The sequence below is a fragment of the Sphaerisporangium dianthi genome, assembly GCF_042654065.1.
In the GTDB taxonomy this organism is placed as follows: Bacteria; Actinomycetota; Actinomycetes; order Streptosporangiales; family Streptosporangiaceae; genus Sphaerisporangium; species Sphaerisporangium dianthi.
On the sequence record NZ_JBHSFP010000025.1, the window covers coordinates 110,777 to 122,951 of the forward strand.

12 protein-coding genes are annotated in these 12,175 nt (G+C 72.2%); 6 read left to right on the top strand and 6 right to left on the bottom strand.

Features of this window, described 5'->3' with window-relative positions; all coding sequences use genetic code 11:
- Positions 1–43: 43 nt before the first annotated feature.
- Positions 44–2,074, bottom strand: coding sequence for a beta-galactosidase (locus ACFO60_RS28930; RefSeq protein ID WP_380846168.1), 2,031 nt, complete (start codon positions 2,072–2,074; stop codon positions 44–46).
- A gap of 189 nt (positions 2,075–2,263) precedes the next feature.
- Between ACFO60_RS28930 and ACFO60_RS28935 the strand changes: the two genes are divergently transcribed.
- From ACFO60_RS28935 to ACFO60_RS28950, 4 genes are read left to right on the top strand one after another with little or no spacing between them, the layout of a single operon-like run.
- Positions 2,264–3,580 (top strand): ABC transporter substrate-binding protein, encoded by a 1,317-nt coding sequence (locus tag ACFO60_RS28935; RefSeq protein ID WP_380846171.1) that lies wholly within the window; start codon positions 2,264–2,266, stop codon positions 3,578–3,580.
- Entirely contained in the window at positions 3,577–4,500 is a 924-nt protein-coding gene (locus ACFO60_RS28940; RefSeq protein ID WP_380846174.1) for a carbohydrate ABC transporter permease, read from the top strand. The genes ACFO60_RS28935 and ACFO60_RS28940 overlap by 4 nt, the downstream gene beginning before the upstream one ends.
- Positions 4,500–5,387 (top strand): carbohydrate ABC transporter permease, encoded by an 888-nt coding sequence (locus ACFO60_RS28945; protein ID WP_380846177.1) that lies wholly within the window; start codon positions 4,500–4,502, stop codon positions 5,385–5,387. Before ACFO60_RS28940 ends, ACFO60_RS28945 begins: the two co-directional genes overlap by 1 nt.
- Before the next feature lie 5 nt (positions 5,388–5,392).
- A complete protein-coding gene (locus tag ACFO60_RS28950; RefSeq protein ID WP_380846180.1) occupies positions 5,393–6,397 on the top strand; it encodes a LacI family DNA-binding transcriptional regulator in 1,005 nt (334 codons plus the stop codon).
- Positions 6,398–6,509: 112 nt separating this feature from the next.
- On the opposite strand, the gene ACFO60_RS28955 is transcribed toward ACFO60_RS28950, so the two are convergent.
- The 5 genes from ACFO60_RS28955 to ACFO60_RS28975 form a co-directional block, all read right to left on the bottom strand.
- Positions 6,510–7,007 carry a S26 family signal peptidase gene (locus ACFO60_RS28955; protein WP_380846183.1) on the bottom strand — a complete coding sequence of 166 codons (498 nt, stop codon included), beginning with the start codon at positions 7,005–7,007 and terminating at the stop codon, positions 6,510–6,512.
- Complete coding sequence (locus ACFO60_RS28960) at positions 7,004–8,833, bottom strand: ABC transporter ATP-binding protein (protein WP_380846186.1); 1,830 nt, start codon at positions 8,831–8,833, stop codon at positions 7,004–7,006. The genes ACFO60_RS28955 and ACFO60_RS28960 overlap by 4 nt, the downstream gene beginning before the upstream one ends.
- On the bottom strand, positions 8,830–9,342 hold the full coding sequence (locus tag ACFO60_RS28965) for a TlpA family protein disulfide reductase (RefSeq protein WP_380846189.1): 513 nt from the start codon (positions 9,340–9,342) through the stop codon (positions 8,830–8,832). Before ACFO60_RS28965 ends, ACFO60_RS28960 begins: the two co-directional genes overlap by 4 nt.
- The gene (locus tag ACFO60_RS28970) at positions 9,342–9,848 is read right to left on the bottom strand and encodes a MauE/DoxX family redox-associated membrane protein (RefSeq protein ID WP_380846192.1); all 507 of its coding nucleotides are present in this window, start codon (positions 9,846–9,848) and stop codon (positions 9,342–9,344) included. The genes ACFO60_RS28965 and ACFO60_RS28970 overlap by 1 nt, the downstream gene beginning before the upstream one ends.
- A 68-nt stretch (positions 9,849–9,916) precedes the next feature.
- Positions 9,917–10,075, bottom strand: a complete 159-nt coding sequence (locus tag ACFO60_RS28975) for a hypothetical protein (protein WP_380846195.1) — start codon at positions 10,073–10,075, stop codon at positions 9,917–9,919.
- A 251-nt stretch (positions 10,076–10,326) separates the two neighbouring features.
- On the opposite strand from ACFO60_RS28975, the gene ACFO60_RS28980 reads away from it, so the two are divergent.
- Positions 10,327–11,334 (top strand): ketopantoate reductase family protein, encoded by a 1,008-nt coding sequence (locus ACFO60_RS28980; RefSeq protein WP_380846198.1) that lies wholly within the window; start codon positions 10,327–10,329, stop codon positions 11,332–11,334.
- Positions 11,335–11,406: 72 nt separating this feature from the next.
- The gene (locus ACFO60_RS28985; protein WP_380846201.1) at positions 11,407–12,150 is read left to right on the top strand and encodes an MOSC domain-containing protein; all 744 of its coding nucleotides are present in this window, start codon (positions 11,407–11,409) and stop codon (positions 12,148–12,150) included.
- Positions 12,151–12,175: the final 25 nt, after the last annotated feature.

Sequence of the window (12,175 nt, forward strand, 5' to 3'; positions counted from 1 at the left end):
GGCTCCCGAGCTCGCCGGTCACGGCCCGGCCGTCACGCCGCGGTCATCCGCGACCGGGAGGCGGCTCCCGGACGACGGTGACCCCGCCGGCCGGGACCGTGGCGGCGCCGGTGTACTCGACCCCGTCCAGGACGCCACTGCCCGTCACGCCCGGGACGGTCACCGGCCGGTCTCCGTGGTTGATGAGGAACAGGTGCCCGGCGCGCCGGACGGCCTCCAGGGTCTCGGGCAGGTCGCGCGGCCTCTCGACTCCCGCGGCGTCCAGCGCCTCCGCCAGCAGGGGGCGCGGGTCGGCGACGCCGGTGGCCAGGTACCACGCGGTCCCGGCCCCGAGGTCGTGGCGGGTGAAGGCGGGATGCCCCGCGTCGGGCCCCTCGGCGAAGGCCCGCAGCGCGCGGGCCCCGGCGGGGCGCACCCGCTCCGACCAGACCCGCCCGGCGTGAGCCTCCTCGGGCGCGGCCCCTTTGGAGAGGGCCTCTTCGGAGAGGGCCTCTTCGGACCGCGCGGACGGGGACAGGGCGACGGTCTCGCCCTCGCGCAGCGGGTGGAACTCCTCGACCGTCAGGCCGAGCACGTCGCGCAGCGCCCCCGGGTACGGCCCGGCGTGGACGGTGTCGTGCTCGTCGACGATGCCGGAGAAGTAGGACACGAACAGGTGGCCGCCCGCCTCGACGTACCGGCGCAGGTTCTTGGCCCCCGCCTCGGTCAGCAGGTAGAGACTCGGCGCCACCACCAGCCGATATCCCGACATGTCGGCGGTCGGGTGGACGAAGTCGACGGTCACGTGCGAGCGCCACAGCGCCTCGTAGTAGGCGTCCACCCGCTCGCGGTAGGCCAGGTCGATCGACGGACGCCACTCCAGCTCCAGCGCCCACCACGAGTGCCAGTCCCACACGATGGCGACGTCGGCGCGCACCGAGCCGCCGCGCACGCCGGAGAGCTTGGCGAGGTCGGCGCCGAGCTCCTTGACGTCGCGCCAGAGGCGCGAGTCGGTGCCGGCCTGGGGGACCATCGCCGAGTGGAACTTCTCGGCGCCGAACCGCGAGGCCCGCCATTGGAAGTACAGCACCGAGTCCGAGCCGCGGGCCACGTGGGCGAGGCTGTTGCGGCGCATCTCCCCCGGCGTCTTGGCGATGTTGCGCGGCTGCCAGCTCACCGCGCCCGTGGAGTGCTCCATCAGCATCCACGGCCCGCCGGCCAGCGACCGGGTGAGGTCGGCGGACATGGCCAGGTTGATGTGGTTGTCGGGCCGTTCCGCCGCCAGGTAGTGGTCGTTGGAGACGACGTCCACCTCGCGGGCCCAGGCCCAGTAGTCCATCGACTTGCAGTTGGTGGTCATGAAGTTGGTGGTCACCGGGACCGACGGGGTGATCCGCCGCAGGATGTCGCGTTGCAGGCGGTAGCAGTCCAGGTGCTCGTCGGAGGTGAAGCGCATGAAGTCGAGCCGCTGGGCCGGGTTCACCACGGTGTGGTTGGCCCGCGGGGCGTCGATCTCCTCCCAGGCGGTGTAGCGCTGGCCCCAGAAGGTGGTGCCCCAGGCGTCGTTGAGCGACGACAGGTCCAGGTAGGCGCGGCGCAGCCAGCGGCGGAACGCCTCGACGCTGGTCTCGCAGTAGCACTCGCCCAGCGGGGCGCCGTACTCGTTGTGGACGTGCCACAGCGCCACGGCCGGGTGGCCGGCGTAGTGCTCGGCCAGCGCGGTGGCCAGCCCCGCGGTCGCGGCGCGGTACTCCGGCGAGCTCGGGCAGGCCGACTCCCTGCCGCCGACGCCGATTCGGTGGCCCTCGCGGGTGACCGGCAGCGACGAGGGGTGCATGCGCGAGAACCAGGCGGGAGGGGCGGCGGTGGGCGTGCCGAGGCCGACCTGGACGCCGGTGGCGTGCAGCCGGTCCACGATCTCGTCCAGCCAGCCGAACTCGTAGGCGCCCGGCGCGGGCTCCATCAGCACCCAGCCGAAGATCCCGACGTTGACCAGGTTCACCCCGGCCTCGCGCATGAGCCGCAGATCCTCGCGGCGGGTCTCCTCCGGCCACTGCTCGGGGTTGTAGTCCCCCCCGTACGCGATGCCCCGCATCGGTCCCCCTCGACGTCCAACTCTGTGAACGTGCACAGTAACCGAGGATCCCCGCACCCGGAAGCATCGGCCCGGCCCACGTGCTGTTTAACGACCCCGTAACAGCCCTTGACGTACCCGTATCGGTTTCTCAGTCTGTGAACGTTCACAGAGATATGTGGGCACCCGAACTCGGACATGGAGCTACGCATGGGTACACGACGGCTATCGGCGGTGGCGGCGGTCGCGCTCGCCGCCGCGCTCGCCGCGGGATGCTCCGGAGGGACGACCGGCGACGCCGGGTCCCCCGCCGCGTCGTCCGGCGCCCCGGCCCGGCCGGTCAAGCTGACCTACTGGACCTGGGTCCCCAACATGGACAAGATCGTCCAGACCTGGAACGCCGCTCACCCCGACATCCAGGTCACGGTGAGCAAACAGGCCGGCGGTGACGACGCGGCGGCCAAGTTCCTCACCGCCGCCAAGGCCGGCAACCCGCCGGACCTGGTGCAGGCCGAGTACCAGATGCTGCCCTCGTTCGTGGCCGCCGAGGCCGTCGCCGACATCAAGGCCGACGCCGGACCCGCCAAGGCCGAGTTCGGCGACGGCATCTGGGGCCTGGTCACCCTCGGCACCGACGCGGTGTACGCCATCCCGCAGGACAGCGGGCCCATGATGCTCTACTACCGCAAGGACCTGTTCGAGAAGTACGGCCTGAAGGTGCCCAAGACCTGGGACGACTACGCCGCCACCGCCCGCGCCGTGCACAAGGAGCACCCCAAGGTGCTGCTCGGCACCTTCTCCAGCAAGGACCCCGGCTCGTTCGCGGGACTCGCCCAGCAGGCCGGCGCCCAGTGGTGGTCCATCAACGGCGAGTCCTGGAAGGTCGACATCGCCGACGAGGCCACCCTCAAGGTCGCCGGCTACTGGGGCGGCCTGGTCAAGGAGGGCGTGATCGGCGGCAAGCCCTACTTCACCCCCGAGTGGAACAAGGCGCTCAACGACGGCACGCTGCTCACCTGGCCGTCGGCCGTGTGGGGGCCGGGCGTGCTGTCCAGCAACGCCCCCGACGGCAAGGGCAAGTGGGCGATCGCGCCGCTGCCGCAGTGGAGCGCGGATGAGCAGCACACCGGGTTCTGGGGCGGGTCCTCCACCGCCGTGGCCGAGAGGTCGCCCAACAAGCAGGCGGCCGTGCGGTTCGCCACCTGGCTGAACACCGACCCCGAGGCCCTCGCCCTGCTGGTGAAGGAGGGCTCTGTCTACCCGGCGTCCGCCAAGGGGCAGCAGTCCCTGACGCAGGCCCCCGACTACTTCGGCGACCAGCCCGACTTCTGGAAGACGGCCGCCGAGATCGGCGCCACCGCCCGCGGCTTCACCTTCGGGCCGGACGTCAACGTCACCTACAACGCCTTCAAGGACGCCTTCGACAAGGCCGTCGAGGACCGGTCGGACTTCTCCGCGGCCGTGCGCAGCATGCAGGACGCGACGGTCGCCGACATGCGCAAGTCCGGGTTCCAGATCGCCCAATGAGCCCCCGGCGCGCGGCAGGCGCCCGCACCCACCGTGCGGGCGCCGCCCCCTATCTCTTCCTCGCCCCGGCGATGGTGCTGTTCGTGCTGTTCATGGCCCTGCCCATCGCCTACACGGTCTACCTCAGCCTGCGCCGCACCAAGGTCTCCGGCCTCGGGCTCGGCAAGGGCGCCAAGAAGGAGATCTTCGTCGGGACGCAGAACTACGCCGCCGCCCTCGGCGACGGCGAGTTGTGGGCCGGGTGGCTCCGCGTGCTGATGTACGGAACGCTGGTGCTGGCGGTGATGCTCGGGCTCGCGCTGCTGCTCGCCCTGCTGCTCGACTCGCTGCACGTGCGCTTCGCGCGCTTCTCCCGCGTCGCCATCTTCCTGCCGTACGCGGTGCCCGGAGTCGCGGCCTCACTGCTGTGGGGCTTCCTCTACCTGCCGAGCGTCAGCCCGATCAACGACGCGCTGTCGGCGTTCGGCGCCGAGGTGAACCTGCTCGGCGCCGGCACGGTGACCTTCTCGATGGCCAACGTGGCCGTCTGGGGCGGCGTGGGGTTCAACATGCTGGTGCTGTACACGACCCTGCGTGCCGTCCCGCGCGAGTTGTACGAGGCCGCCCGCATCGACGGCGCGAGCGAGACGCAGATCGCCTTCCGGGTCAAGGTGCCGATCCTGACGCCCGCCATCGTCCTGACCACCGTGTTCTCGGTCATCGCCACGATCCAGGTGTTCACCGAACCCATGACGCTGCGTCCCCTGACCAACACCATCAGCACGACCTGGAGCCCGCTGATGAAGGTCTACCGGGACGCCTTCATCACCGGCGACCTGTATTCGGCCGCGGCCACCGCCGTGGTCATCGCCGCGATCTCGGTCGTGCTGTCGTTCGGGTTCCTGCGGATCGTGCGCGACCGCGCCTTCAGGGAGGGCTGATGACACCGACGACCGTGGCCGTGCCTGCCGGGAAGGCGGCCGCCGCCGGGCGCCGCCGCGGGGCGCGCGGCGTCGCGCCGACGGCCGTGCTGGTGCTCGGCGCGCTGTACTGCCTGTTCCCGGTCGGCTGGGTGGTGATCGCCGCCACCAAGTCCACGGCCGAGCTGTTCTCCACCTCGACGCTCGCGCCGGGCAGCGGCCTGCTGTCCAACCTGGCCGACCTCGCCGCCTACCGCGACGGAGTGTTCTGGCTGTGGATGCTCAACACCGTGCTGTACGCCGGGGTGGGCGCGCTGCTCTCGACGGCCGTGTCGGCCATGTCGGGGTACGCGCTGGCGAAGTTCCGCTTCCCCGGCCGCGACCTGGTGTTCAACCTGCTACTCGGCGGCATCCTGGTCCCCGCGGTGGTGCTCGCCATCCCGCAGTACCTGCTGCTGTCCAAGGCCGGGCTGGCCGACACCTACTGGTCGGTGCTGCTGCCGCAGATCCTCAGCCCGTACGGCATCTACCTGGCGCGGATCTACGCCGCCGCGGCGATCCCGGACGCGCTGCTGGAGGCCGGGCGCATCGACGGGGCGAGCGAGGGACGGCTCGCGCGCGACGTCGGGCTGCCGCTGATGCTGCCCGCCCTGGTGACGATCTTCCTGTTCCAGTTCGTCGCCATCTGGAACAACTTCCTGCTGCCGTTCATCATGCTCGGCGACGACCACAGGTTCCCCATGACGGTCGGCCTCTACACGATGCTCGCCGCCGGGGCCAACCAGCCCTCGCTGTACAACCTGATCATCACGGGCACGCTGCTGTCGATCATCCCGCTGGTCGCGCTGTTCCTGACCATGCAGCGGTACTGGCGGGCGGACCTGTCCAGCGGCTCCGTGAAAAACTGATGACCGTGTCCAGAAGACGTCCCACCATCCACGACGTGGCCGCCGCCGCGGGCATCTCGCGCGGCACGGTCTCGCGCGTGCTCAACGGCGACCGCTACGTGAGCACGGCGGCGCGCGCCGCGATCGAGCGGGCCATCGCCGAGACGGGCTACGTGGTCAACCGCAATGCCCGCAGCCTGGTCACCCAGCGCACCGGTTCGGTGGCCCTGGTGCTGTCGGAGCCGCAGGAGAAGCTGTTCGAGGACCCGAACTTCAGCGTCCTGCTGCGCACCGCCACCCAGAGGCTCGCGCAGCGGGACGTCTCCCTCGTCCTGATGATCGCCGGGGACGCGGGCGACCGCGAGCGCGTGGTGCGCTATCTGCGCGGCGGGCACGCCGACGGCGTCCTGCTGGTGTCGACGCACGCGGGCGACCCTCTGCTCGACGCGCTCGAACGCGCCGGGCTGCCCGCCGTGGCCTGCGGGGCCGTCCTCGGCCGGGAGACCGTCATCCCGTACGCGGCCGCCGACGACCGCGAGGGGGCGCGGCAGATGACCCGATATCTCGTCGGCCAGGGGCGCAAGCGCATCGCCACGATCACCGGGCCGCTCGACACGCCCGGCGGGCTGCGGCGGCTGGAGGGCTTCGCCGACGTGCTCGGCCGGCGGGCGGCCAAGAAGCTGATCGCCCACGGCGACTACACCCGGCGCGGCGGCGAACGGGCGATGGCGGAGCTGCTCGAACAGGCGCCCGGCCTCGACGCGGTGTTCGTCGGGTCCGACCTGATGGCGGCCGGCGCGCTGGCCGCGCTGCGCGCCGCCGGGCGCCGGGTCCCCGACGACGTCGCGGTCGGGGGGTTCGACGACTCGGCCGTGGCCGTCTCCACCCATCCCCCGCTCACCACGATGCGCCAGCCTCTCGAACGCGTGGCCCAGGAGACCGTCCGCCTCCTGCTGGACCTGGTGGACGGCGCCGAGAGCGTCGAACCGGTGATCCTCCCCACGGAACTGGTGATCCGCGAGTCCGCCTGATCCCCGGGCGGGCCACCCTGGCGCGGGCCGTCCGGCATCGAGGTCCCGGCACCGCGGGTCGCGTTTCGCCGGAACGGCTCGCGCGGGCGGCCTCGCGGGACGTCGCGCGAGGTCAGGCGGAGGGCAGGGCGCGGACCATGACGCCGATGAACTGCCCGTCCCGCACGAAGCCGAAGTCGCGGGAGTCCCAGCTGGTGTCCGGGTTGTCACCCAGCACGACCAGGGCGCGCGGGGGCACGACGGTCTCGGGCGCGTCGCGGAGCGCCGGGAAGGCCCGTCTCGGCACGGGATCACCGGCCACCGCGACCGCCCGCTTGACGAGCAGGCGCCGCCCGGCGTCGGATCCCTCCGGCACCTTGTCCGCGTCGCCGGGGTCGAGGCCCGGCGGCAGGCCGTCCACGGCCGGGGGGTTCGGGATCTTGACGACCACGATCTGTCCGGCGCGGACCCGCCTCGTCCTGCGGACGAGCAGCCTGTCGCCAGAGCGCAGGGTGGGTTCCATGCTGGGCCCGTCGACGGTGGCGACCAGGTATCGCCGGCGGATCCACCACAGCGACATCGCCGACGCCAGCAGGCCGGACACCGGGAGGAGGAACGTACCGATCTTCATTGCGCCTCCTGGTATCCCGCGGCCTGGAGCCGGAACAGGCGAGCGTAGTGGCCGTCCGCGGCGAGCAGGGCCTCGTGCGGTCCCAGCTCGGCGATCCGCCCGTCGTGGAGCACGGCGATGAGGTCGGCGTCCCGTACGGCGCTCAGCCGGTGGGAGATCAGCAGGCTCGTGCGGCCCGCCCGGTGCTCCCGGATGCCGGCGTGGACTTCGTGCTCGGCCTCCGGGTCCAGGCCGGAGCTGGGCTCGTCCAGGATCATCAGGTCCCTGCCGTCACGGACCAGGGCTCTGGCCAGTGCGAGGCGTTGCCACTGCCCGCTGGACAGCACCACTCCCGTCTCCGGATCGCCCTTGTCGGCCTCGGAGAAGAAGATGCGCGTGAGCAGCGTGTCGTAGCCGCGCGGCAGGCCCGAGAGCGTCCGGTGCACCCCCGCCCGGACGGCGGCCTGCTTGATCCGGGCCGGGTCGTCCAGGGCGGGCAGGTCGCCGAGCCCGATGTTCTCCGCGGCGGACATGTCGTAGTTCATGTGGTCCTGGAACACGGCGCTGATCCGCTCCCGGAGATCGGCGGGCGGGATGTCCCGCAGATCCACGCCGTCCCACAGGATCCGTCCCCGTGTCGGGTCGTACATCCTGCACAGCAACCTGATGAGGGTGCTCTTACCGGCGCCGTTCAACCCCACGAGGGCGACCGAGCGGCCGTGCGGGATCGTCAGGTCGACTCCGCGCAGCACCCAAGGATGGCCGTCGCTGTAGCGGAACCAGACCTCCCGCAGTTCGATGCCGCGGCGCAGCACGGGGGCCATGCCCTTGTCGGTGCTGGGCAGGTCCGGCTCGGCCCTGATCACCGCGACGTAGTGGGAGAAGGTGAGGAGCCGCTGGTGGACGGAGGCCAGCGACGATACGAGCGTGTCGAGCGCTGCCTGCACCCCGCCGACGGCCGCGACGAACATGGCGACGTCGCCGACGCTGAGGGAGCCCCGGCGGGCGGCCGTGATCGCCCACCACAGGCCGGCGCCCGCGACCGCCGCGCTCAGCGTGGTCAGACCGCCCTGGGTGACCAGCTCCCGGCGGTCCATCAGGCCTTCGGCGACGTCGGCCGTGCGCCGTTCGGCCATCATCCGGGCACGCAGGAACGCGCCGATGCCGAACAGCCGGATCTCCGTAGCGGCCTGGACGCCGCTGAGCAGCCGGGAGTAGAAGAACTCGCGGCGGTGGATCCGCTCGATGTCCCACTGCATGGTGGCTCGCCTCCGCGACAGCAGCAGTTCGGCGACGAGCGCCGGGACGGCGGCCAGCAGCACCAGCGCGGTCATGGCGGGACTGAGGATCAACAGGGAGGCCACGAACCCGGCGAGGGACAGGACGCCGTTCAGGGTCCCGCAGACTCCGCTGACGAGGTCGCCGGTGGTTCCGGCGCCCTCCTGCGCGAGCCGCAGCCGGTCGAGGAACACCGGATCCTCGAAGCGCCGGAGGCCGACCTGCCGCTCGGCGGCCGCGAACAGCCGGTCGATCGCGTCGGCGCGCGCGAGTCGCCCGGTCTGGGCGCGCAGGTAGCGGCCGATCCCGGGGAGCGCGGCGGCGGCCAGCCCGGCGGCGGCGAGCCCGGCCGCGAGGCCCGCGACCGCGCCGTCAGGGGTGCTCAGCCGGTCGATGACCGTCTTGGTCAGCCACGCCGTCGCGATCGGGGCGGCCGCTTCGGCGAGCGTCAGGAAGACGTAGCCGACGATTCCTCCCGGTGCCGAGCGCCAGGTCAGCGACAGGGCCTCCGCGGCGGCCGAGGCCAGCTCGCTTATCCCGGGCCGCCGGCTCGTGCCGGGGTCGCTCATGCGGTGGAGGTGAGGGGAAGGTCCTCCAGGCGTCCGCCGGCGGCGACGACGTGATGATCGGAGCCGAGCAGGTAGAGCGCCGGGGTCCACGTGTTCTGGAACGCGTCCGCCACCGGGCCGTCGAAGTCCTCCACGATCACGCGGGCCACGGGTGTGAGCGCTTCGACGGCCTCGGCGTCGTCCCCGCCGACCACCGCCAGGACGTTCTCCCGCCCGAGGGCGCGGGCGTGCTCGGTGAAGCGGGGAAGCAGCTTGTGGCAGGGCTCGCATCCGGCGGAGAAGAAGCCCACCAGGCCGGTGACCGTGTCGTGGGAGACCGGTTCGCCGTCGACGGTCACGGCGGCGAACGCGCCGATGGGCGAGCCGGGCCTCAGCGCGAGGGGAGGCCCGGCGTGCTGGACGCCTCCCCCGCCGGTCTGCCGTATCCGGCGGACGAGGCCGAGGGTGAGGATCAGGTTGAACACGCAGAGCAGGCCGATGAGCACGACGGCGGCGGTCAGGTAGGGCATCAGGCGTTCCTCGCGAAGAGATCGACGATATCGTCGAGAGAGGCGATCAGGATCGCCCCGATGAGCCCCGCGGCACCTGCGAGGACCGTCCCGGCGAGCGCGGGCGCGCCGCCGGGCAGCAGTCCGCCGAGCGCGGCCGCGACGATCAGGAGACCGTTGCGGACCAGGTGCTGCGAGCCGAGGGGGACGGCGGAGGTACCGAAGCAGCGGCAGGGGGTGAGCCGTCCCCGCCCCAGCGCGCGGACGATCGCAACGGTGAAGGCGACGAGCAGGGCGCAGGCGAGCGCGAGGCCGTACGACGTGATCGCCGGTACCGCGATCGAAATCGGGACCAGCGCCTCCAGCACGACGACCGCCATCGCCAGCGGCCGGACGAGTTCGCGCCGGGCAGGGACGAGCGCGGGCAGTGAACGGCGGAACCCTTCCAAGTCCCGCAGCTTCGACACCGCGGTCATCGCGAAGACCAGCCCGACCAGGCAGGCGCATCCGATCCGTACGTACTCCATCCACGCACCTCCACTGCCGTGGCGGGCGGCGGCCGGCCGCCGCCCGCGGGATGCCTATCGCGGCGACGTCAGCAGGTGCCGACCCTGACCGTCGTGCACCCCTCGTTCAGGCAGCACTGGCGTAGGTACCTGACCCCGCCCGAGCAGTAGTAGTAGTTGCTGCACCCGGCCTCCACGGTCACCTTGTGGGCGACACGCGCCAGCAGACGGTCGACGAGACCCAGCATGATGTCTCCTCTCCGGCCCCGAAGGGCGAGATGATGGTGATCACGATGATGCGGTCTTCCGAATTACGGCGCAACGGTCGAGATTTTTTTCATCAGCGATGATCAAAGCGTCCAGGTTCTGCCATTTATGGCCATGAGATATCGCATCTACGGGAGGACCGAAAACCCGCCATCGGCCACACGGCGGCGGCGGCTCTCCCGGCAGGCGCAGCCCCGGACGGCGGGTTTGGCGATCATGGGAGGATCGTTCAATGCGCTATATCATCATCGGTGCCGGTGCGGTCGGCGGGACGATCGGCGGGCGGCTCGCTGAGAGCGGGCACGACGTCGTCCTCGTCGCACGGGGCGCCCACCTGGAAGCCCTCCGCCGGGACGGCCTGCGCCTGATCTCCCCGCACGGCGCCGTGACCGTCCCGATCACCGCCGTCGGCGGCCCCGAGGAGCTCGACCTGCGCGACGGCGACGTGCTGGTGCTCGCGGTCAAGACCCAGGACACCGCCGCGATCCTGGCGGCGTGGGCGCCGCGCCCGGTCACGGGCGGCGGCGCCGCGGGCGAGGTGCTGCCGCTGGTCTGCGCCCAGAACGCCGTCGAGAACGAGCGGATGGCGCTGCGGTTGTTCCGTCACGTCTACGGCATGTGCGTCTGGCTGCCGGCCCTGCATCTGGAACCGGGCACGGTCGTCTCCCACGGGGCGCCTCTGTCCGGCATGCTGACCCTCGGCCGCTACCCGGGCGGCACCGACGAGACGGCCGAGCGCATCGCCGCCGGCCTGCGCGACAGCATGTTCGCCGCTCCGGTGGAACCGGACGTGATGCGCTGGAAGTACGCCAAGCTCCTCGGCAACCTCGGCAACGCCCACCAGGCGATCTGCGGCCGGGTCCCCGGCTCGGAGCCGCTCATGGAGCGCCTCCAGGCCGAAGGCAGGGCCGTGCTCGACGCGGCCGGCATCCCCTACACCTCTCCCGAGGAGGAGCGCCGCACCCGCGGCGACCAGGTGGACGAGACGGCGGTCGGCGGCGTGGACCGGCCCGGCGGCTCCTCATGGCAGAGCCTGGCCAAGGGCAGCGGCTCCATCGAGGCCGACTACCTCAACGGCGAGATCGTCCTGCTCGGCCGGCTGCACGGCGTGCCCACCCCGGCGAACGAGACGGTGCGCAGGGTCGCCGCCGAGTTCGCCCGCGAGCACCGGCCGCCCGGCTCCATGAGCATGCCCACCCTGCTCAAGCTCGTCGAAGAGGAGGCCGCCGCCCACCGCTGAGCCGGCCGCCGCCGGGCTCGTTCCGGCCGGGGCGGTCACGTCCACCGATCTTCGCTCGCCTAGGCTGCTGGTATGTATCGGGGAAGGATCGGCGGGCTGTACCGGTGGCCGGTGAAGTCGTTGCGCGGCGAGCGGGTCGCCGCCGCGCTGCTGGACGCGCGCGGGATGGCCGGCGACCGCGCGTACGCGCTCGTCGACGAGCGGCCGGAACGGGCGGGCACGCGGCTGACCGTGCGCCAGATTCCCCGGATGCTCAACTGGGAGGCCGCCTACCCGGCCACCTGTGACGGCTCCCCCGAACCGCCCGGGCCTCCGGTGCTGTACTCGGCGAGCGGGGCGGCCTGGGCGTGGGACGACCCCGACCTGCCCGGCGCGCTGGCGGACGCCTTCGAGATGCCGATGTCGCTGCGCGCGGCCGACGGTCAGCAGGACCGCGGCCCCACGGTGCTGGTGACCTTCGAGGCCTCGCTGCGGGCCCTCGCGCTGGAGATGGGCGCCCCGGTGGAGGTGGAGCGCTTCCGCCCGAACCTGCACCTGGAGCTGGACGCCCCCGCGTTCGCCGAGGAGTCCTTCGGCGGCGAGGTCACGATCGCCGCCGGCGGCGCCGTCCTTGGCACGACGGGCCCGCACACCGGGCCGTGCGTCCGGTGCGCGGTGCCGAGCTGGGATCCGTACGGGCGCGAGCGGTGGCCCGAGCTGCAGAAACACCTGATCACCGGGCACGACAACACCTTCGGGCTGATCATGCGGGTGGTCACCCCCGGCATCGTCCGGGCCGGCGACCCGGTGACCGTGTCGGGCGCTGTGAGCCCCTAGGCCGAGGCGGCGAACGCCGTCTCGC

What these genes read in the sequence shown, in the direction of transcription:
- ACFO60_RS28940 (WP_380846174.1), top strand. Translation starts at nt 3,577, where the DNA reads ATGAGCCCCCGGCGCGCGGCAGGCGCCCGCACCCACCGTGCGGGCGCC.
- ACFO60_RS28985 (WP_380846201.1), top strand. Translation starts at nt 11,407, where the DNA reads ATGTATCGGGGAAGGATCGGCGGGCTGTACCGGTGGCCGGTGAAGTCG.
- ACFO60_RS28960 (WP_380846186.1), bottom strand. Translation starts at nt 8,833, where the DNA reads ATGAGCGACCCCGGCACGAGCCGGCGGCCCGGGATAAGCGAGCTGGCC.
- ACFO60_RS28970 (WP_380846192.1), bottom strand. Translation starts at nt 9,848, where the DNA reads ATGGAGTACGTACGGATCGGATGCGCCTGCCTGGTCGGGCTGGTCTTC.
- ACFO60_RS28945 (WP_380846177.1), top strand. Translation starts at nt 4,500, where the DNA reads ATGACACCGACGACCGTGGCCGTGCCTGCCGGGAAGGCGGCCGCCGCC.
- ACFO60_RS28975 (WP_380846195.1), bottom strand. Translation starts at nt 10,075, where the DNA reads ATGCTGGGTCTCGTCGACCGTCTGCTGGCGCGTGTCGCCCACAAGGTG.
- ACFO60_RS28935 (WP_380846171.1), top strand. Translation starts at nt 2,264, where the DNA reads ATGGGTACACGACGGCTATCGGCGGTGGCGGCGGTCGCGCTCGCCGCC.
- ACFO60_RS28965 (WP_380846189.1), bottom strand. Translation starts at nt 9,342, where the DNA reads ATGCCCTACCTGACCGCCGCCGTCGTGCTCATCGGCCTGCTCTGCGTG.
- ACFO60_RS28955 (WP_380846183.1), bottom strand. Translation starts at nt 7,007, where the DNA reads ATGAAGATCGGTACGTTCCTCCTCCCGGTGTCCGGCCTGCTGGCGTCG.
- ACFO60_RS28930 (WP_380846168.1), bottom strand. Translation starts at nt 2,074, where the DNA reads ATGCGGGGCATCGCGTACGGGGGGGACTACAACCCCGAGCAGTGGCCG.
- ACFO60_RS28980 (WP_380846198.1), top strand. Translation starts at nt 10,327, where the DNA reads ATGCGCTATATCATCATCGGTGCCGGTGCGGTCGGCGGGACGATCGGC.